Source organism: Halioglobus maricola (assembly GCF_009388985.1).
GTDB lineage: Bacteria > Pseudomonadota > Gammaproteobacteria > Pseudomonadales > Halieaceae > Halioglobus > Halioglobus maricola.
Map to the genome: position 1 here is coordinate 2691503 of NZ_CP036422.1, position 21162 is coordinate 2712664.

Consider the following 21162-nt stretch of genomic DNA (forward strand, 5'->3'; position numbering starts at 1 on the left):
GAAGTATGATGAAACCTTCCAATACCCAATCATATATTCCGGCCCTCAAATATCATGCGCTAACGCGGTATTACGATCAGGTGGTTTCCCTGACGACGCGAGAAGCAACGTTCAAGTCCGCACTGGTAAACCAGACTGCCCCGCTTGCTAGACATCACCTGCTCGATATTGGCTGCGGAACAGGCACATTGACCCGGATGTTTGCCGAACGAGAGCCATCGTTGACGATTACAGGCCTGGACGCTGATCCAGGCGCACTTGAGATCGCCAGAAATAGGCTTACGTCAGCAAATCAGTGCGTGAGCTTGCAACAAGGGTTTGCTCAAGACATGCCGTTCGAATCGGCCACTTTTGACATGGCAGTGTCGAGCCTATTTTTCCACCACCTGAACCGACGGCAAAAACTTGAAGTGCTGCATGAGATTCGCCGTGTCCTTAAACCGGGAGGACAACTGCACATTGCCGACTGGGGTAAGCCATCGTCATTGGTTCAACGTGGCCTATTCTTGCTGGTTCAGTGTCTCGACGGCTTCGAAACAACCCGGGATAGCGTGGAGGACTTGCTGCCGGTCTTACTTGAGGAGGCTGGATTTCTCGATATAGCCAGAGGCGTATGCATTCCTACCGCTTTAGGTACCATCAGATTGTTCCAGGCAAAGGAGAGCTAATTCTGTGGAACTCACGAATAAGACATCCAAGACCAAAAATCTACCAAACCCCTGTGGCCCAGAGGTGGTACGGTGTGTTCTTTAAACACTTGTGCTACGATCTGTGGTCTTAAAACTGTTGAATGATCCGTCCTCGAGACAATGATTAAATTCCGCCGCACAATAGCCATATGTATTTTGGCGCTGCTAACCAGCCAGTCAGTGATGGCTGGCCTCGGCGAGCATTACGCGGTTTTCGCTGGCGATGAGGCAGGGCATACACAATCTACGGATAGCGCGAATCACTCTGTTAACAGCCAATCTGATCATGGACAACATGACTCGGAAGACATATTCGACACCAATTGTTGTCATTCCCACGGCCACTGCCATGTATTGGGCATAGGCAGCTTGGTGAATAGCGTGTCAGCTCTCTTTGGGCGGCACTTCGTTGCTCCTCCCTCTCCTTCATACCACTCTCAGTACCAAGACCCCCTTCTTAGGCCCCCTGCGACCGCCTGATCTCGCCACACCTGGCGAGAAAGCGCATTCTGCTACACAAATTCCGTACCTGAAATACCTCGGGGATGTACGCGTATCCCTGTTGAAAATCGTATCCCGGATACTGAGTTTGGCGGCAGCTGCGTTGTTTTGAGCTTGTGTTTCGCCTCGGCGATCCAGGCAAAAACAGGTAGACCTAAGCTAGGGACATAACAGGATGTATCAAACTATCTGCGGGGCGCAAACCCGCTATATTGATGGGTATCGATCTTCGATACTCACTTTTCTCTGCTGCCTCTTCGCGGCCCTGCTGGCATTGCCCGCAAATGCCGCTGAGCGGAGCGACACAGCGATGACGCTGGGGTCCGCGATAAAACTCGCTCTTTCCGAGAACCCGGACCTCCAGGTTTATCGGCTCAGAGAGACCGGTCTGCAGGGCCTGGTGCAAAACGCCAGTCTAGCGCCGCCGATTGACCTGAGCGCGGAAGCTGAAAACATTGGCGGCACCGACGATTACAGTGGGTTCGATAGTGCAGAATTTACCCTTGCCCTATCGTCAGTTATCGAATTGGGCGACAAGCGAGAGGCGCGAGTTGCGGCTGTCGAAGCTCAACGACAGGTAATCGCTGGAGAGCGCCAGACCCGCGCCCTGGATCTGATGGGTGAGGTGACCCGCCGCTATGTGGAGGTGGTCGCCACCCAGGCACGACTTGATCTTGCGGTCAATGCCAGGTCGCTTGCGCAAGAGGTTGTCCAATCAGTAGAGCACCGCGCCCGCGCTGGCGCTGCTCCCGAGGCAGAGCCCCTTCGGGCGCGAGCGAATTTGGCACAGGCTGAGTTGGTAGTGAGTGAAGGACAGAATCGGCTGCGAGCCGCCCGGCTTTCACTCTCCGTATTGTGGGGAGATATGGAGCCCGGTTTTGTGCGAGTGGCTGGCAACTTAGATAATCTGGGCAATGTCGGTGACTTTGACGCACTCTATCAGCGAGCAATCCAGAACCCGGCTATCGAGTTCTTCGCCAGCGAGGAGCGCTTACGCGAAGCGGAATTTCAACTCGCCACGTCCCAGTCCAATACCGATATCGGCTGGTCTGTAGGCATTCGGCAATACCAGGAAACAAACGATACTGCTTTTGTTGCTGGATTGAGCATTCCGCTGGTCGGCGCTAAGCGGAATACCGGCGCCCTCCAATCTGCAAGAGCTGCTCGGGATGAGGTCTCAATGCGCCGCGAGTCCGCCCTTCTCAATCTGCGCGCTAGTCTTTTCGACGCGTATCAGCAGCGGAGGCTAGGGATAGAAACAGCTAACTCACTCCGAAGCGATGTCATCCCCTTATTACAACGCGCGCTACAGCAAACCCAGGCGGCCTACGAAAACGGACGCTATAGCTATCAGGAGTGGGCTGCGGCACAACAGGAACTACTCTCAGCAGAGTACGCCCTGATAGCGGCAGCCTCGGCTGCGCTCCAAAGTGGCGCCACGATAGAACAACTCACCTCTGAACCCCTATTACCTTCACTGGAGCCCGGTTCCAGTAACATTGAGCAGGAATCTGACTAATGCAAACACTTACACGAAAGCGCATCATTTCCTGGCTGCACCTGCTCATATTGGCCACTTCGTTTGGTTGGGTAGTTGCATCCGCTGATGAAGAGGCCCACAGTGAGGAGGGCCATATCACTCTAACGCCAGAGCAAGTCAAACACGCCGGAATAACCCTTGATCGTGTCGGGCCTGCAAGCATACGTGAGACCCTTCCGCTATACGGACAGGTCGTGCCCAATGCGCTGCGCCAGCAGGCTGTCTCCGCTCGTTTCCCTGGCGTCATCAAAAGCGTGGCCAAACAGGTGGGCGATGCAGTGCAACGGGGTGAAACGCTGGCAACAGTGGAAAGCAACGAGAGCCTGAAGTCCTACCCCGTGGTTGCTTCGCTTGACGGCGTTGTCGCGCAGCGTAGTGCCAATGTGGGCGAGCAGACTGACGGCAGAACGTTGTTTGTGATCGGCGACTACTCCACCGTGTGGGTGGAGCTCGCAGTATTTCCGGCAGACCTTTCCAAAGTGCACGTCGGGCAGCCAGTCAGAATCGAAACCCGTGATGCCACCGTTACCGGAAAAGGCAAGATCATCGCCATTTTGCCTGTAGGCAGCAGCACCAACCAGACCACCACGGCAAGAGTCCTCCTCGACAACCCGGATCGGCAGTGGATACCTGGACACTTTATCACCGCAGAAGTGTTCCTTTCTGAGGCAGTAGTAGCGACGGTTATTCAGGATAAAGCCATTCAAATAATCGAGGATGAAAGTGTTGTTTTTGTAGCTGGCGATGAGGGCTTTGAACCACGGCCTGTAATTCTGGGACGTAGCGATGGTCAGGTCAGTGAAGTGCTGGAAGGGTTACGAGCCGGAGAGGCCTATGTATCCACCAACAGTTTCACCCTGAAGTCTGAACTGGGCAAGGAGGACCTTGAACATGATGACTAGGGCTCCCCAAGGACAGAATTTTCCCTTCACAAGTCAATTGGCTTCGCGACTTAAAGTCTGTGTCGTAAAAGCCGCTAGCAGGTTCGTACTATGATTGATGCGCTTATCCAGTTTTCCATTGCCCGCCGCTGGCTGGTTGTCTTTCTGGTTGCGATAGTGGCTGCGGTCGGCGTCTGGAACTACCAAAAACTTCCCATCGATGCGGTCCCCGACATCACCAATGTGCAGGTCCAGATTAATACCGAGGCGCCTGGTTACTCACCTCTGGAAGTTGAGCAACGAATCACCTATCTGGTGGAACTGGCAATCACCGGGCTACCCCTTGTGGAGCAGACCCGATCCATATCCCGCTACGCCCTATCCCAGGTCACTGTTGTATTTGAGAAGGGTACCGATATCTACTTTGCTCGCAATCTCATCAATGAACGCTTGCAGCAAGCCAAGAGTGAGATGCCCTCGGGCATTGAGCCTGTCATGGGTCCTGTTGCTACAGGGCTGGGTGAAATATTTCACTACGCGGTGAAAGCTGAGCCCGGGGCAAGACAAGACAATGGCGAACCCTACGACGCGATGGCGCTGCGCACGCTGCAAGATTGGGTTATTCGGCCGCAATTGCGTCTGGTGCCAGGGGTGACAGAGATCAACACCATTGGGGGCTATGAAAAAGAGTTCCACATCACCCCTGATCCCGCTGGATTGCTAGCCTACGGTCTGACCTTTGATGATCTGGTAGATGCGCTACCAAAAAATAACGCCAACGTTGGGGCAGGCTATATAGAGAAAAACGGCGAGCAGTACCTTATTCGTGCGCCGGGTCAGGTATCTGATATAGCGTCTATAGAGAGCGTAATCGTCGCCCATCGCGATAACGTGCCGATCACAATATCCGATGTCGCTGATGTCGGTTTCGGCAAACAACTGCGCACCGGTGCCGCCACGCTGGATGGGAAGGAAACGGTTCTGGGAACAGCGGTAATGTTACTCGGAGCCAACAGCCGAACTGTATCAGCCGCGGTGGCTGAGAAACTTTCTGAGATCAACAAAACCCTTCCCGAAGGGGTCACTGCTGAGCCTGTCTACGACCGCACGGTGCTGGTAGATAAAACCATAACCACGGTGCAGACAAATTTGCTAGAAGGCGCCGTATTAGTAGTCGTTGTACTGCTGGTGATGCTGGGAAATGTCCGCGCTGCACTGCTCACAGCGATGGTCATACCCCTGTCCATGCTCATGTTGATGTCCGGCATGGTGGAAACCAAGGTCAGCGCCAATCTGATGAGCCTGGGTGCGCTGGATTTTGGTCTGATCGTCGATGGTGCCGTTATCATTGTTGAAAACTGTATCCTCCGACTCTCCGAACGCCAGCAACATCTCGGTCGCCTCTTGAAGCTGGAGGAGCGTTTGCAGACAGTGTTTACCGCCACTAGAGAGGTGTTTACCCCCAGTCTGATCAGCGTGCTGGTCGTGATTCTGGTCAACCTCCCGATTCTGGCCCTGACGGGCGTTGAGGGCAAGATGTTCACGCCTATGGCTATGGCAGTGATTATGGCATTGGTTTCGGCGTTAATACTCTCACTCACGTTTGTACCGGCGGCCGTTGCTCTGCTGCTCACCGGGCACATAAAGGAAAAGGACAACGCCATTGTTCGCGGCGCCAAATCACTGTACCTCCCCACGTTGACGGCTGCTCTGAAATTCCGACTTCCCGTATTCCTCAGCGCGGTGCTGTTTGTGCTCGGCTGTGGTTGGTTGGCAACCCGGATGGGCGCTGAATTCATTCCAAACCTGGATGAGGGGGATGTTGCGATACAAGCACTACGCATACCAGGCACGAGCCTGACTCAATCGCTTGAGATGCAGTTTCAGCTGGAGCGCGCGATTCTCGAACTCCCCGAAGTGAAAACCTACTTCTCGCGTGTAGGGACTGCTGAAGTCGCCAGCGATCCCATGGGGCCTAATATTTCCGATGGCTACGTAATGCTCAAGGACCGAGAGGAGTGGCCAGACCCGGATAAGTCCAAAACACAGTTGCTGGAAGACATAGACGAGAAACTGGCGCAATTGCCTGGCAATGCGTTTGAAATCAGCCAGCCCATTCAGTTGCGCTTCAATGAACTGATTTCCGGTGTGCGCTCTGACCTCGGGGTGAAGGTGTTTGGTGACGATTTGGGGCAACTGTTGCGCTCTGGCAATGAAATCGCCGAGGTCATCAATAGCATCGATGGCGCAGAAGGGGTTAAGGTCGAACAGGTGTCAGGTCTGCCAATCCTATCGATTGAAGCAGACCGGCCGTCCCTGTATCGCTACGGCCTCAATGTTGCCGATGTCCAGGAAGTCATCGCGGCCGCTACTGGCGGCGAGGATGCGGGACTTGTTTTTGAGGGTGACAGACGATTCTCGATTGTGGTGCGGCTGTCCGAGCGCCTACGTAGTGATCTCCGTACGCTGGAGCGCCTGCCAATCCCCTTACCCAGGGGTGGCTATGTACCCCTTGGCGAGGTGGCGACGGTAAAACTGGCGCCGGGTGCGAACCAGATTTCGCGAGAAAATGGGAAGCGACGACTGGTGGTCAGTACCAATGTTCGAAACAGAGATCTGGCAGGCTTTGTTGCCGAAGTTCAGCAACAGGTGGAAGAACAGGTCAAAATCCCCCCCGGTTATTGGTTGAGCTACGGCGGCACATTCGAACAGCTAGAGTCAGCCTCTAAGCGGCTAAGCCTACTGGTGCCAGTAACGCTGGTGATGATCTTCGCACTATTGATGATGACGTTCGGCTCAGCGAAAGACGCTGTGCTGGTTTTTAGCGGTGTTCCCCTTGCCTTGACGGGTGGTGTGATTTCGTTATGGCTGCGTGATATACCGCTATCGATCACCGCAGGCGTTGGGTTCATCACCCTGTGCGGCGTATCGGTACTGACAGGCGTCATGATGGTATCGGCGTTCCGCGACGGGCTGGCAAGTGGCAAAGATATCGATGCATCGATTCACGACGGTGCCATGTTGCGGTTGCGCCCCATCCTGATGGTGGCGCTCGTGGCTGCCCTGGGGTTCTTGCCGATGGCACTCAATACAAGTACTGGTGCCGAGGTGCAACGTCCGCTCGCCACAGTGGTGATTGGCGGCATTATGTCTTCCACCTTACTGACACTCGTTGTGTTGCCCGGGCTCTATCGGATGGCCTATCGGAAGCCGAAAGCTGCAACAGTGTCTACAGAGTTGGCTTCGACATGAAAAGTGTAAAAGTTTTTCACGGTGACGCTGCAGAAATAGTTGACCTTCCAGTCACTAGAAGGTGTAACTTTCATTATGTCCGAGCGAGTGTGGTAGACATCGGATCAATGGACACCTTCCGGGTGCACAAGGGTCAACTTCGAACAGACGTACTATTTATGTAGAAAAATTGTTATGCACGATCACCAACACGACCATAAGAATTCCTCCTCCAATCGAATCGGTTGGGCATTCTTTTTGAATGTCTCGTTTACCATTATCGAGTTCGTTGGAGGCGTGCTGACAAACAGCACTGCGATTATGGCGGATGCTGTACATGATCTGGGAGATAGTCTTTCTATCGGGCTGGCGTGGTTGCTCAGCAAGCTGGGGAGCAAAGAGCCAAACGGGTCATTCACCTACGGTTACCAGCGATTCTCACTACTGGGAGCGCTGATAAATGGGCTGGTTCTCATCGCAGGCTCTTTATGGGTTCTCAACGCCGCAATCCCCCGACTCTTTGAGCCACAGCAACCGCACGCGGTCGGTATGTTTTGGCTTGCCATCCTGGGGGTTGTTGTAAATGGATATGCGGCCTTCAAATTGAGTCATGGGAAAACTTTGAACGAGCGGGTGTTGAATTGGCACCTGCTAGAAGATGTCCTGGGATGGGTTGCGGTGCTGATTGTTGCAGTGACTTTGATGTTTGTGGATTGGCCCATTCTCGATCCGTTGCTGTCTATTGGGTTCACACTTTTTATACTCGTCAACGTGGTGAGAAACTTTATCGAAGCGATTTCTCTGCTTATGCAAGGTACTCCGAGCGGCTCTCTCCATTCTCGCGTCGTGGAGGCATTGCTCGAAATAGAGCACGTTGAAGAGACTCACCATGTTCATTTGTGGTCGCTGGATGGCGAAAGTCATGTGTTAACGGCCCATCTACGGTTAGATAAGACTGTAGATTCGGAGAGGCAGAAGGAGATGAAGGAGGAAATTGGCAAAGTTCTTGATCCTTTTAGCTTCCTCCATACGACCATCGAGTTTGAGTTTCCGGACGAATATTGCCGAGACAATTGAAGACTTATAGAGATAGCTATCATGACATTGGACACCTGGCTCATATTGCTGCACCAAGTACTATTTCAGGGCATGTTTCTGGCAAAGAATATCCTGCTTCGGCACAGACTCCAGCAGCCCATCAGGGGCTACAACCTGGAGGCCAACCTGTCCATTGCGTTCTTCGTGATCTTCATCGGCGTCGCACTCTGGTTGTCCCTGGACCCGGATTCACATCGGGCCACTGGCTCTACGGGTGGCGCAGCGCAAGCCATTGCCGGGCTGTTCATGCTAGCGAGCTTAGGCATTGCCGCCGCGTCACTGAATGATCTTGGCGACTCCTGGCGCGTGGGAGTCATCGAGGAGCAGGAGACCGAACTGATAGAGACGGGAGTATACAGCTTCAGCAGAAATCCCTATTTTCTCGCTTATTTGCTAATGTTCGCCGCATACACCACATTACTCCAAAGCATTCTACTACTGGCGCTATCTGTAATTGGTTTCGGGATGGTACACACCATGATCCTCCGGGAAGAGCGGTACCTGGTGAACAAACATGCGGCCGACTATGAGCGCTACCGGAACCGTGTGCCACGCTACATGAACCTGAAGCTACGTAAGGCGAAAATGTCCTAGGCGTAAATCAAGATGCATTCTTGAAATTTCTATTGCTTTTCTGCCAAGCCTTAAGTGAAAGGCTCCCATCTCTTTAGCCAGGCGACTAAAAGTTACTACTCCAGCACATATTCATCTGGTAGTTCTGGATATCTTGCCAGTGGTTCCACAAAAGGGGTAGTAATCCCAGTGGTGAACGTGGAGCTCGTTTCTCGTTGTTTCTAAGCATCTGGCCCCGATAGTTGATTGTAAACTAACGCCAATAACGCACCCGCCAAAGCCGCCAGCACACTCCAGCTCAATAGGCCTGAAAAGAACCCAGACCAGTCCATTGCCCAGCTCACCTCGGAAAGCTCAACATGAAGCATCTGCGCTGTCATTTTCCACATAGCTTCAGGAAGGACGGCAACCAGCGCGCTGCACCCGATCCATAGTATTGCGGCTGTTACAGCGCTCGCCGCAGAAAACGCCTTCGTCTTGATCATTTTCTTTCTCCTCTATCGGTAATTAGTGTTGAGTCCACATACTGACTCGATTGATCACATTGCTTCTCCCATGGCCACAAGCGACCCATCGCCAGGAAGGTAAACGAAGCCGACCATGTGATGAGTAGGAACCCGTTCAGTGCCTCCATCGCAGTGATGAAGCGGATGTGTCCCTGTGGCTCAATATCTCCCAAACCTAGCGTCGTATAGATCACGCCTGAGTAGTAGAGATAGCTCATCGCATCCGTGACCAAGGCACCTTGAAACACGCCAAGCTCAAGCACCGACACAGAGAAACCGTAGGTAATCGCATACATCCCGATCTCGGCTATATGCACAAGAAAGAGTGTCACAACGATAAATAGCACTTTTGCCTGTGTAGAAATTCCGAACCGGGTAGCTCTTAATCCCAGCCAAAGTAACGCCCGGTAGTGAAAGAGGAAGGTCAAGGCGACGAGCCCGAATGCTAGCGCAATCGCAATAATCATGAAGCCGCACCTGCGGGCCGATCTGCAGAAGGTGCGTCAGAGCTATCGGCCAGAATACGTCCCTCCTCCTGAAACTGGAGGACAAAGCTATAGATCACCGGCAGCACTAGCAGATTGAGAATCATTACCGTCAGCATTCCACCGAGCATAGGCGCGGCAATCCGATGGGTGACATCTGATCCTGTGCCACTACTCAGCATGATTGGGATTAAACCGGCCATCGTGGAAATCGCCGTCATCGCGACTGGCCTGACACGCTTTGAGGTCGCGCTCAGCACAGCGTCTCGAACCTCTTCCAGCGTAAGTCGCCTGTCACTCTCGCTTCTGCGCTGAGCCATCTCTGTGTCGATAAAGCTCAGTACCAGTACGCCAATCTCTGCCGCCATGCCCGCTAGCGCAATAAATCCAACAGCTACGGCAACCGACATGTTGTAGTCGTTGAAGTAGATAAGCCAGATTCCCCCTATCAACCCGAAGGGAATTGACATCATCACTACGACGGGCTCAACCACATTCCGGAAGTTGAAGTACAGAAGCAGGAAGATAATGAAGAGTGTTGCAGGCGCGACAATGCTAAGTCGCTTAGCGGCCCTTTCCATGTACTCGAACTGGCCGGACCACGTTAGTGTATACCCAGATGGAATCTTCACTTGCTGGTTTATGGCCTCTTTGGCCTTGTTCACGAAGCCACCAATATCTGATGTTGAGATATCGACATAGATCCACGCATTGGGCCTGGCATCCTCACTCTTGATGACCGGCGGACCTCTTGTGTAGTTGATCTCGGTCACTAGCGCGAGCGGTATTTGCGCACCCGTTGGCGTGGGTATGATGACGCGTTTCAGAGTCTCCAGATCATCCCGGAGCTCTCTGGGATAGCGAAGATTCACGGGATAGCGCTCCAATCCCTCCACTGTCTCAGTAATATTCATACCACCGATGGCGCTCTGAATGACGTTTTGGACCGCGCCCACCGTGAGTCCATAGCGCGCTGCGCTTTCCCGATTGATGTCAAAATCTAGGTAGTAGCCACCAACCGCGCGATCCCCGAACGCAGAGGTCGTTTCAGGAAGGGTTTTCATCGCCTGTTCTATATCCTGCGAAACCTCCTGCAGGACATTAAGATCCGGTCCCGATACTTTGATGCCAATGGGGGTCTTGATACCGGTGGAGAGCATGTCGATACGTGTCTTGATCGGCATAGTCCATGCATTAGCAAGACCCGGAAACTGAATCGCGGCATCCATCTCGCTCATGAGCTCCTTTGTCGTTTTACCTGGATCGGGCCATTCATCCTTCGGCTTCAATCGGACAGTGGTCTCAATCATTGCTAGTGGAGCAGAGTCGGTCGCTGTTTCCGCGCGGCCAACCTTGCCGAAGACATGATGGACCTCGGGGAAGGTCGCAAGAATCTTATCGGTTTGCTGGAGTAACTCCTTTGCCTTGGTAATTGATATGCCGGGGAATGTAGTCGGCATATAGAGAATGTCGCCCTCATCGAGTGGTGGCATGAACTCACTGCCCAGCTTGGAATAGGGATAGTAGGTAGCGCCTAGAAGCGCCACAGCACACACGACTGTCACTACCCTCCAGCGCATCGCCATTTTCAAAGCAGGCCGGTGGAGTGCGTGAAGTGCGCGATTCAGTGGGTTCTTTTGTTCCGCAATAATCTTGCCTCGAAGGAAGTAGCCCATCATTACTGGCACTAATGTGATGGCCAGTATTGCCGAAGCGGCCATTGCATAGGTCGCGGTGAAAGCCAATGGACTGAAAAGCCTCCCTTCTTGCGCTTGCATCGTAAAAATGGGGAGGAACGATACGGTAATCACGAGAAGTGAGAAAAAGAGAGCTGGCCCGACCTCCTGGCAAGATTCGCCGATGGTTTTCCAACGCTCGTCAATCGTGAGATCACTACCCTTGGCGTCTCGGGCGATAGCTAACCTGCTGTGCGCGTTCTCCACCATCACGATGGCACCGTCCACCATGGTGCCAATAGTGATTGCAATACCACCGAGCGACATAATATTGGCGTTGAGCCCCTGAATGCGCATAACGATAAAGGCCATGAGAACGCCCAATGGCAGCGTGATGATAACCACAAACGCCGAGCGAGCATGCAGTAGGAATAGAATCACCACGATGCTCACGATAACTAGTTCCTGTGCAAGTGATGTGTTCAGACTGTCTACTGCGCGCTCAATCAAATCACCACGGTCATAGACCGGAACGATCTCAACGCCTTCGGGCAGTCCTGCTTTAAGATCCTCGAGTTTCGCCCGCACCGCTTGAATCGTAGCCAGCGCATTCTCGCCGAAGCGCATAATGACAACGCCGCCTGCAACCTCGCCCTCTCCATTGAGATCCACAAGTCCGCGACGAAGCTCGGGGCCGATCTGAACGTTCGCGACGTCGCGGAGCCTGATTGGCGTGCCATTTTGATCAACCGAGACCGGTATCGAATTGAGATCATCAATAGACTGTATATAGCCCAGTCCTCGGACCATATACTCGGTCTCAGCCATCTCCACGAGGCGACCACCGACATCCTTATTGGACATCTTGATTGCCATCCTCACTTTGTCGAGCGGGATGTTGTAGCGAAGCAGCGCGTTCGGATCGACTTCAACCTGATACTGCTTTACGAAACCGCCAACAGACGCGACTTCAGAAACGCCGTTTACCGTTTGTAGTGGATATCGAAGATACCAATCCTGCAAGGAGCGAAGCTCCGCCAGGTCGTGTTTTCCCGTTCTATCGACAAGCGCGTATTCGTAGATCCAACCCACACCCGTCGCATCGGGACCTAGCGTAGGCGTAACGCCCTGGGGCAGTCGACCGCTGACGTAGTTAATGGACTCCAGGACACGGGATCGCGCCCAGTACATATCCGTCCCATCTTCAAAGATGATGTAGACAAACGACAACCCGAAAAATGAATAACCTCGTACGACTTTCGTATCAGGAACGGCAAGCATCGAGGTCGTCAGTGGGTAGGTGACCTGATCCTCCACAACCTGTGGCGACTGGCCGGGATATTCGGTGAAGATAATGACCTGTACATCTGACAAATCCGGAATAGCATCCAGCGGAACGTTCTTATAGGCAAAGATGCCGACCGCCCCGATGATGAAGGTTGCCACCAGGACCATAAATCGGTCACGCAAGGAGGCATTGATGATGGCCTTAATCATGAACCATGCCTCCTTGAGCGTCTTCGCCCATCCCGTGGTCTGGTTCATCACTCATCTCATGCCCCATATCGCTATGAGAGTCGCCATGTCCCGCCCCGGACATATCGGAATCACTACCATCGATACCTTCATGACCACCTGAGTGAGCAGAGTGATCAGCGTCGGTTTGTGGATCGCCGCCTTTAAGTGCTTCCATCATTTTGGCGGTGGCCTCGCGCAGCTTTGATTCTGAATCAACAAGAAACTGAGCGGATGTCACCACCTCCTCTCCATCACTAACACCGTCAAGAACCTCGATGCGGCCGCCTGACTCCACGCCTAGCGTAACGACCCTTGGCTCAAACTTTCCGGGCTCCCTCACAACAAACACCTGCGGATTGCCTCCAGAGCGCACTACCGCCTCTGATGGCACGACTATGGAGTTCGTACGCGTATCAGATAGTATTTTCACCTCGGAGAACATATCGGGTCGTAGCAATAGATCAGGGTTGTCAAACACCAGCCTGACTTTGGTGGTCCGGGTCTTGGCTTCCGAATAGGGATAGATGTAAGCCACTTCACCTGTGAAGGTTTTACCGGGCACAGACGTTAGGGTCATTTCGACGTCATCGCCGACATTTACCCACGGAATCTCATTCTCGTAAATGTCCGCCAACACCCACACTTCCCTCAAGTCTGCCAGCATGTAGAGCTCTTGCTGGGGCGTTACATGTTGGCCCTGTCGCACACCAATCCGCAGCACCGTTCCATCTACAGGCGAATGAATGTGTATGTTTTTCTTGATCTCGCGGCTTTTTTCAAGCTCTCGGATCTGATGCTCAGGTACATCCAAAAACTGCAACCGCTCTCGTGAACTCTTTGCGAGGTTCTCCGCTCCATGGCGGATCTCCTCAAATGGGCTCTCGCCAAGTGCAGCCAAATTGTTCAGCGCCAGCAGATATTCCTGTTGGGTTGACACCAACTGCGGAGAGTAAATACTGAGTAAAATATCGTCCGAAACAACAGTCTCTCCGGTCTTATCAATGTACAGCTCCTCAATCCAGCCTTGCACCTTTGGATGAAGGCGCGCCATCCGTTCTTCATTGAAATCAACGCGGCCAACGGTTCTTATTGTTCGGCTAATGGATTCAGATTTCGCAATAGCGGTGCGAACACCGATATTTTGCACCACCACAGGATCAATCTTGACCGTACCAACAACATCGCCACTTTCACCTTCGGCATACACAGGTACATAATCCATACCCATAGAATCCTTCATCGGAGTAGGCGAAGTGACCGATGGATTCATCGGGTTTCGGTAATACAATATCTTGCGCTCGCTCGGTGTGCTTTTCTCCTCAGCGTAGACCGGGATATAGTCCATACCCATAGAATCTTGGGCAGGGACCGGCGAGGTGACGCTGGGGTTCATCGGATTACGGTAGTAAAGCGGCTCAGAGTCACTGACTTCAGCAACCATGCTGCCTCCGATGTTCTGGGACAGCCAATAGCCTCCTGCCAGCCCGAGGCCAAGCATGATGACCCCTGCAATAATTGTTGCTTTACTCATAGATGGACCCCTTTCCTACTGCGGCTTCTAGACGCGATAACGCCTGGTTTGCTTCACTAACTGATTTCCAATACCGAAGCTCATAGTTGAACAATGTCATTTGACTGCGAACCAAATTGAGAAAATCGACTTCACTAACCTGATAGGCAGCCAGCATGGATTGAACCGTTTGTTCGGCTTGTGGAATGATCCCCTTACTGAACAATTTGTTCTGCTCTTGCGCTCTTTGATAGTCGGTGGTGGCAGCCGCAATGGCGGCTCTCACGACACCTTTTTCATCAATTAGTGCATAACGATTCTTCGCGAGCTCTGCGGTTTTTTGAGAGATCGCCCGTGACTGTTTGCGGCCTGAATAAATCGGTATCTTGGCCCCAATCATCACCGAGAGAAGATCCGCTCGTGATCCACCCATGAAGGGTGGATTGTCACCAGTCCGCTCTCCATACATCACTCCTAGCTTGAAATCCGGATATCTGTCTTTCTTCGCAAGCTCGAGCCGTGATTGAGCCGCTTCTACTTGGGTCTCCTTTTGTTTAAGCGTCGGTCTGGCCTCATCTGCGATCTCAAAGAGTTCCGTTTCGCTGAGGATGTCCGGCATTGCTGTGGGGTCAATCACGGCGAGCACTACATTATTGCTGGCCGGCCTATCCATTAGCGTATTGAGTTGGATCGACTGGTGTTTTCTCAAAGCCTCCAGTTTGATGCCCTGATCAATAAATTTGGACAGTTCTAGCTGTGCAAGAAGAATGTCCTGCTGTAGTCCCTTACCTGTCTCGTACTTCGTTTTCGCCACCGCAATAAACTGGCGCAGTAGCTCCTTATTCTTTTCCAGCGTCTCCAATGCGCGATCGAGATAATGTATCTGCCACCACGTTGTTCTTACGGAGTTGGCGAGCCGCACTCTCATTTCGTCCACAGAGTAGCCAGCAGCAATCGCATCAAACGTCGCAGCTTCCTCTTTGAGATCCAGCTTTCCGGGGAAAGGGAATACCTGGCTAAACCCTAACTGCAGTTGCGTCATGCCCTCCTGGTCCCGATCAAAACTGTCAGTTGGAAAATTCATCGCATTTATATTGACCATCGGGTCTGGCAGGCTGCCAACCTGGCTGGGCACTTCCTGCAGCGCCTCGTAGCGATGCTGCATTGCAGCCAGGCTAGGATTGTCGTCGAGCGCAACCAACACCGCCGCCCGCGCCGTCAGACGTGATTCCGTTGCCCTGGCCTCCGAAGCAAGGGCGTTTGTCGACTGGTTCACCACGAGGCAAAACATCAGCAACCGAAACAGTGCTCGACCTCGTGAGGCGCGCGCTCGACTACCTATGGAAAATCGAGCGAGTTTGTTGGATAAGAGGCAGGCCATGCTAGTTGTTCCTTTCTTGTTTTGCTCGGTGAGAGTCGATCTCATCACCTGTCGATGGCGCCTTTGAATCTTCATGATCAGCAGCGACACGGGTGTCATTCCAATGACGCACGTGCGAATGGCCACCGTGCATAAAGATGTGAACGAAGGGACACAGGATAAAAATGGCGTAGGGGAGAAAGTGGATGAGATGCGTGTGGTGCTCGACCCACAAGTAGTAGAGCACCGCGCCGCCAATCGAGGTGATGGCGATATTTCTAGTCGTTAGCCATTGCTTTGGTTCATTCTCAGTTATGTTCATATCACACCTCCTTCACAGTTAGATCGCCCCGATACATTTGCATCTGGCACGTAAATGGGTACTTACCAGGCGGCAGAGCAGGCAAAGCAACTTCAGACACCTCACCCACTGTCAATTCCTGGCTAATATCTAGATCAGCGAAGACAACTACAGCCGCGCACGGGGACTCATCCATTCGTAGAAATCGCAGCGTTGAGGGCTGGCCGGAAGTGATGGATATGTGCGCAGGATCGTAGATGCCATTTGCAACATGGATTACCGCATCACCGCCACTTTTAGTGTCCGATTCAGATTTGTACAGCCAAAACCACCATACGATTAGTGCGATTAGGAGCAGTCCAGCTATATTTATTGCAAGCATCCTAGTTACCCCTCAGTTTCATTGGCTTTGAAAAGTCGAAGCCGGTTGGCATTAGTGACTACCGTAAGAGACGAGAACGCCATTGCTGCTCCGGCAATAACGGGATTCAAGAGAATGCCAATAAACGGGTACAAGACACCTGCCGCAACCGGGACTCCGGCTGCGTTATAGATAAATGCACCTACAAGATTCTGCTTAATGTTGGTCATGGTGGCTCTGCTGACTTCTATGGCGTCCGCAAGACCATGCAGTGACCCGCGCATTAAAGTGATATCTGCGCTTTCGATCGCCACATCAGTCCCCGTGCCGACCGCAAAGCCCACATTGGCTAACGCAAGCGCGGGCGCATCATTGATACCATCTCCCGTCATACCGACGATTTCGCCACTCGCTTGCAGCTCCGATATTTTTTCCGACTTCTGACCTGGTAACACTTCCGCGTAATACTCATCAATCCCCACGCGCGCAGCAACGGCTTTGGCCGTTTCCCGATTGTCGCCGGTCAGCATAACGATACGTATACCGTCCTCTTTGAGACGATTGATGGCTAATATGGAGTCCTCTTTGATCGGGTCTTCCACCGCGATGATCGCTGCGAGCTTCCCATCGATGCTAAAATACATTGGCGTCTGGGCACGCGCCGCCATAGCTTGGCTCTTGGCTACATAGTCCCCAAGTGAGATTCCGTGCTTGTCCATTAAACGTTCGTTGCCGAAAAGAAGATCATGCTCACCTACTGTTCCGCTCACGCCATGTCCAGCTATTGCGCTAAATGATTCGACTTGTTCTACGGAGATGCCGCGTTCTTTAGCGGACTCTACAATCGATTGGGCCAGCGGATGCTCCGAGCCCGATTCCAGACTTGCCGCCAGGGATAGAACATCCTCTTCGAGCCCGCCATCAACGAGCACGATCTCTGTGACTTTTGGCTGTCCGAGCGTAATCGTGCCGGTTTTATCCAACACCATCGCCGAAAGCTTCGAGGCTGTCTGCAGAGCTTCTCCATTGCGGATTAGAACGCCTGCTTCGGCAGCCTTACCCACACCCACCATGACGGACATAGGTGTGGCTAGTCCCAGTGCACAAGGGCAGGCAATGATTAAGACAGTCGTCGCGCAGACAATCGCGAAGGCCAATCGGGGATCTGGGCCGAAATTAAGCCAAGCCAGGGCGCTAACAACGGCGATGATCATGACTGCGGGAACAAAATAGGCCGAAATAACATCAGCTAGTCGCCCAATTGGCGGCTTGGAATTCTGGGCCCGTTTTACCATCTGGATGATTTGAGCCAGGGCCGTATCTTTGCCCACCTTTGTCGCTTCGAAGACCACAGAGCCGCTCTTGTTTATGGTTCCCGCTACTACGGTGTCGCCGGGTTGTTTTTCTATCGGCATCGGTTCGCCCGTTAGCATGGACTCATCGACCGATGTGTGGCCCTCGAGCACCACACCATCTACCGGTAGCTTGTCGCCTGGGCGCAGCCGCAATTGATCACCCAGAACAACCCTCTCAATCGCTATATCGATTTCCTCTCCATCGCGAAGAACGCGTGCGAGCTTGGGCTGCAGGCCAATAAGGCGCTTGATCGCAAGGGATGTCTTGCCTCTGGCGCGAAACTCTAGCGCTAGTCCAAGATTGATTAGTCCGATAATCATGGCCGTCGCCTCGAAGTAGACGTGCCTGGCCATCTCTGGCACCGTAGCCGGAAATACCACGACAAACATGGAGTAGATCCAGGCCGTGCCTGTTCCTAACGCGATGAGGGTGTCCATATTTGCCGAGTGATTGAGGAGCGACTTCCATGCTCCTACGTAGAAGTGTTTTCCTGCCCAGTACATAACGCCAAGCGTTGCAAGCCCTACGCCAAGCCAGACGGAGCGCTCGACTGGAGTATTGACTGTCATCTCACCGATAAAGAGACCGTAGATCATGAGCGGAGCGCCCAGAGCTAGAGCAACCCAGGTTTCGCGCATTAATCTGCGATAGTAGGCTTTGTCAGATTTCTCCTGCTCATCCAGAGCCTCTGGGTCCGAGGGGTCACCCGCCACCTTCGCTGTGTAACCGGCATATTCGATCGCTTCGATTAATCTGGTTACTTCTGCAGAGCCGGTCACAGTCACACTTCGCTGCGCGAGGTTCATCGCGGCTTCCTGAACATCCTCCAGTCCAGTGAGGGCACGTTCAATCTTGTCTACGCAACTCGCGCACGACGCATCCGGGACACTCAAGAACACCGTTAGAGTGTTGGGCGCGTCAGCCCGCTGCAATGTTTGTTCACTGGGGTTTTTCATCACGGTCCTCTGGCTTTATCTCGGGGTCGATTACACCAGCCTGCCAGGTCTCTATGAGGTGACAGATCGAGTCTCCCGATGGCATTCGGTCTGGTAGCTCGCGCCATCTATCACAGGCGAGTTCTAGGCGATTTGCTAGGCGTTGCGACTCGGCAATCTCTTCCCTGATCTCGCCAAGTCTTCGTTGAATCAGCTCTCGAACGAGTGGACACGGCGTATCGCCATGATCGGCGGTAACAAGTATTTGTCCGATTTCCTTTAGGCTGAAGCCTAGTTTCTTGGCCGACAGGATGAAGCCGAGCTTGTTTGCTTCGGCAATATCGAAATAGCGATAACCATTGATTTCACTGCGCAAAGGATTGAGCAGCCCTAGCTTGGTGTAGTGCCGGACAGCGTCCGGACTGACCCCATAATGTCTAGCGACGACGGTGACCGTTCTCATTGCGTATATCTTTCTTGTATGAGCACGAGCATCAGCTGCGGGACTTGCGACCATTTACAGATCAAATGGCTCGCGCTCAGAAATTCGATTCTTAATCGGATTTATCGTACAACCTAGGAGTAACACCTAGGTCAATGGTCTAACCCAAAAAAGTTTTTGCGGGAGAGCGCGGGGGCACGCTCAAAGAGGGATCAAGCGTGTTTCGGGGGATGAAAAATACGTGTAAGGAGGCCTTGTAGGAGTGCGTCACTCGTTGCAGCAACTCGAGCAGGTGCACGACCCACGATTTTTGTCAGGGCCTGGTTAGCAATTGCCGGACTGCTAACCGAGCAGGATGAAGCACATGCACCAGTCGCACATCCATCATCACAATCGGCACAATCCAACGATGAATTTGAAACTTCATCGACCATGTCATGGCAGGGGGATACAGAGGCGCTATTGTCGCTCATGGCATGGTGAGCGGCAGCCAAAGTGTTATCGCTATCAACGACCACTGCTGTAGAAGAACCGTCTACAGGCATTAGATCGGGAACAGCAGCTCTCAGAGGTTGAAGAATCAACCCCCAAATCATCAGCGCTATTACGATCTTGTGCAGCATAGTTTTCCTCTTCTCTTCCAGTATAATCACAATTAGTGCAATTGAAGCAAGCCAGAACCGCAGCAGTACACTCAGACTCTCAACCAGACTCCAAGTTCCTTGACCACGATCAAGGGTTAGCTCGGCATTATCACGACCCATTGGTAAACGGTACGAACGACTGGCAAGAATTGTCCAACACGGCCCCCGGCCAAGATTCAAGTAAATGCGGCCACCAAAGCACTATACCACTGGTGCTGCCTGCAATTGATTTCGGGATGGTACACACCATGACCCTTGGGGAAGAACGGTACCTGGTGAACAAACACGCGGCCGACTACGAGCACTACCGGCAGAAAGTGCCCCGCTATCCGGGTCTGTGAAAGTAAAATTTCTAGTTTTCAGACAGGGCTTCGATAATTGGACATATAGGTGATGAAAGATCGTCGCACTGACTGATTAACACAGCCAGTGTAGCTTCCATTTTTTTCAGGTCTGATATTTTTTCCTGCACGTCCTTTAGGTGGACTGCCGTGGTATGACGAACTTGCTCACAAGTTTTGTCCTCGCCGCTATCTAGTTCTAGCAAACCTTCGATCTCTCCTAAAGAGAACCCTAACTCTCGGCAGCGTCGAATAAATTGAAGTCTTTTTACGTGACCCTCTGAATAAATTCGATGGCCTCCTGCACTTCTGGCAGTCACGGCCAGCAGTCCGCACTTCTCGTAATAGCGGACAGTTTCGCTTTTAACTCCGGTTACTTCGGCCAGTTGTCCTCGGGAGTATGTACCAGAAAGTTTCGGCATATTGGAGCTTGAACCTGTAGTTACTACAGGATTTATAGTCCGCATATTGTTTGTCGTCAATTAGGTGCGAAACGAAAATGGCTCGATTAGTTCGATATATCGATAAGATTGGCGTTGGAGGTGTGATAATAGCCGCACTTAGCTGTGCTGCCTGCTTCCCCGCCTTGGGCACGCTTGCCGCAGCCTTGGGCCTTGGTTTTCTCAGCCAGTTGGAGGGAGTTGCTATAAACAGGCTACTGCCCGCATTTGCTGGCCTCGCGCTGACGGTCAATGCCTATGGCTGGTACCAGCACCGGATACACTGGAGAGGTATATTGTCAGTTTCAGGGCCGATAGCGATACTGGCCACTCTCTACCCACTGTGGCAGTACGGGTGGAGCACATACTTGTTCTATGGCGCACTGGTCTTGATGTTGGTGGTATCGTTTGCCGACCAGATCTGCCCCCCGAAAGCAGTCTGCTCGTTACCGGCTGCGGGATAATGGCTAAGCCGATGCTGAACTCAGAGATTACTTGCCCTGCCTGCGGGCATAAGAAGACTGAGATAATGCCTACTGATGCCTGTCAGTGGTTCTATGAATGTGAATCCTGTCACGAACTATTGAAACCTAATTCCGGCGACTGCTGCGTGTATTGCTCCTATGGAAGCGTAAAGTGTCCGCCTATTCAAGCCGGTGATTCCTGCTGTGGCTAATTTTCAGTGACCGGCCATGGATTGTAGATCAAAACAGGAAACTCGTAAGATGGGGTAGTGACCGCATAGCTGCGATAACCGCCAACTTTTAGGCCGCT

Annotated in this window: 19 protein-coding genes; 8 read left to right on the top strand and 11 right to left on the bottom strand. The window is 52.7% G+C overall.

The window, feature by feature from the left end; genetic code table 11:
• The first annotated feature begins 5 nt into the window (after nucleotides 1-5).
• The 6 genes from EY643_RS12240 (at nucleotide 6) to EY643_RS12265 (ending at nucleotide 8534) form a co-directional block, all read left to right on the top strand.
• On the top strand, nucleotides 6-668 hold the full coding sequence (locus EY643_RS12240) for a class I SAM-dependent methyltransferase (RefSeq protein ID WP_240732689.1): 663 nt from the start codon (nucleotides 6-8) through the stop codon (nucleotides 666-668).
• 697 nt (nucleotides 669-1365) lie between these two features.
• Nucleotides 1366-2709 (top strand): TolC family protein, encoded by a 1344-nt coding sequence (locus EY643_RS12245; protein WP_153239508.1) that lies wholly within the window; start codon nucleotides 1366-1368, stop codon nucleotides 2707-2709.
• Nucleotides 2709-3632 carry an efflux RND transporter periplasmic adaptor subunit gene (locus EY643_RS12250; protein ID WP_153239509.1) on the top strand — a complete coding sequence of 308 codons (924 nt, stop codon included), beginning with the start codon at nucleotides 2709-2711 and terminating at the stop codon, nucleotides 3630-3632. Before EY643_RS12245 ends, EY643_RS12250 begins: the two co-directional genes overlap by 1 nt.
• A 90-nt stretch (nucleotides 3633-3722) precedes the next feature.
• Nucleotides 3723-6863, top strand: coding sequence for an efflux RND transporter permease subunit (locus EY643_RS12255; protein ID WP_153239510.1), 3141 nt, complete (start codon nucleotides 3723-3725; stop codon nucleotides 6861-6863).
• Between the two features lie 174 nt (nucleotides 6864-7037).
• Nucleotides 7038-7919: a cation diffusion facilitator family transporter gene (locus tag EY643_RS12260; protein WP_153239511.1), complete on the top strand. Its 882-nt coding sequence runs from the start codon at nucleotides 7038-7040 to the stop codon at nucleotides 7917-7919.
• Nucleotides 7920-7940: 21 nt separating this feature from the next.
• Entirely contained in the window at nucleotides 7941-8534 is a 594-nt protein-coding gene (locus EY643_RS12265) for a methyltransferase family protein (protein ID WP_153239512.1), read from the top strand.
• Between the two features lie 200 nt (nucleotides 8535-8734).
• Here EY643_RS12265 and EY643_RS12270 read toward each other — a convergent pair whose 3' ends face one another.
• The 11 genes from EY643_RS12270 to EY643_RS12320 form a co-directional block, all read right to left on the bottom strand.
• Complete coding sequence (locus tag EY643_RS12270; RefSeq protein WP_153239513.1) at nucleotides 8735-8998, bottom strand: DUF5676 family membrane protein; 264 nt, start codon at nucleotides 8996-8998, stop codon at nucleotides 8735-8737.
• On the bottom strand, nucleotides 8995-9486 hold the full coding sequence (locus tag EY643_RS12275) for an ion channel (protein WP_153239514.1): 492 nt from the start codon (nucleotides 9484-9486) through the stop codon (nucleotides 8995-8997). The genes EY643_RS12270 and EY643_RS12275 overlap by 4 nt, the downstream gene beginning before the upstream one ends.
• On the bottom strand, nucleotides 9483-12677 hold the full coding sequence (locus EY643_RS12280) for an efflux RND transporter permease subunit (RefSeq protein WP_153241018.1): 3195 nt from the start codon (nucleotides 12675-12677) through the stop codon (nucleotides 9483-9485). The genes EY643_RS12275 and EY643_RS12280 overlap by 4 nt, the downstream gene beginning before the upstream one ends.
• Nucleotides 12670-14229, bottom strand: coding sequence for an efflux RND transporter periplasmic adaptor subunit (locus EY643_RS12285; protein ID WP_153239515.1), 1560 nt, complete (start codon nucleotides 14227-14229; stop codon nucleotides 12670-12672). The genes EY643_RS12280 and EY643_RS12285 overlap by 8 nt, the downstream gene beginning before the upstream one ends.
• Nucleotides 14222-15679 (bottom strand): TolC family protein, encoded by a 1458-nt coding sequence (locus EY643_RS12290; protein WP_240732690.1) that lies wholly within the window; start codon nucleotides 15677-15679, stop codon nucleotides 14222-14224. Before EY643_RS12290 ends, EY643_RS12285 begins: the two co-directional genes overlap by 8 nt.
• Nucleotides 15591-15776 (bottom strand): DUF2933 domain-containing protein, encoded by a 186-nt coding sequence (locus tag EY643_RS19790; protein WP_240732901.1) that lies wholly within the window; start codon nucleotides 15774-15776, stop codon nucleotides 15591-15593. Before EY643_RS19790 ends, EY643_RS12290 begins: the two co-directional genes overlap by 89 nt.
• Before the next feature lie 115 nt (nucleotides 15777-15891).
• Nucleotides 15892-16251, bottom strand: a complete 360-nt coding sequence (locus tag EY643_RS12300) for a cupredoxin domain-containing protein (protein ID WP_153239518.1) — start codon at nucleotides 16249-16251, stop codon at nucleotides 15892-15894.
• 5 nt (nucleotides 16252-16256) lie between these two features.
• Entirely contained in the window at nucleotides 16257-18542 is a 2286-nt protein-coding gene (locus EY643_RS12305) for a heavy metal translocating P-type ATPase (protein ID WP_153239519.1), read from the bottom strand.
• Nucleotides 18526-18984, bottom strand: coding sequence for a MerR family DNA-binding protein (locus EY643_RS12310; RefSeq protein ID WP_153239520.1), 459 nt, complete (start codon nucleotides 18982-18984; stop codon nucleotides 18526-18528). The genes EY643_RS12305 and EY643_RS12310 overlap by 17 nt, the downstream gene beginning before the upstream one ends.
• A 191-nt stretch (nucleotides 18985-19175) precedes the next feature.
• Nucleotides 19176-19586, bottom strand: a complete 411-nt coding sequence (locus EY643_RS19715) for a hypothetical protein (protein ID WP_153239521.1) — start codon at nucleotides 19584-19586, stop codon at nucleotides 19176-19178.
• Between the two features lie 373 nt (nucleotides 19587-19959).
• Entirely contained in the window at nucleotides 19960-20370 is a 411-nt protein-coding gene (locus EY643_RS12320; protein ID WP_153239522.1) for a MerR family transcriptional regulator, read from the bottom strand.
• Between the two features lie 77 nt (nucleotides 20371-20447).
• Between EY643_RS12320 and merC the strand changes: the two genes are divergently transcribed.
• Nucleotides 20448-20852 (top strand): organomercurial transporter MerC, encoded by a 405-nt coding sequence (merC, locus tag EY643_RS12325; protein WP_153239523.1) that lies wholly within the window; start codon nucleotides 20448-20450, stop codon nucleotides 20850-20852.
• Between the two features lie 65 nt (nucleotides 20853-20917).
• The gene (locus tag EY643_RS19855) at nucleotides 20918-21064 is read left to right on the top strand and encodes a GDCCVxC domain-containing (seleno)protein (protein WP_476729739.1); all 147 of its coding nucleotides are present in this window, start codon (nucleotides 20918-20920) and stop codon (nucleotides 21062-21064) included.
• The last annotated feature ends 98 nt before the right edge of the window (nucleotides 21065-21162 follow it).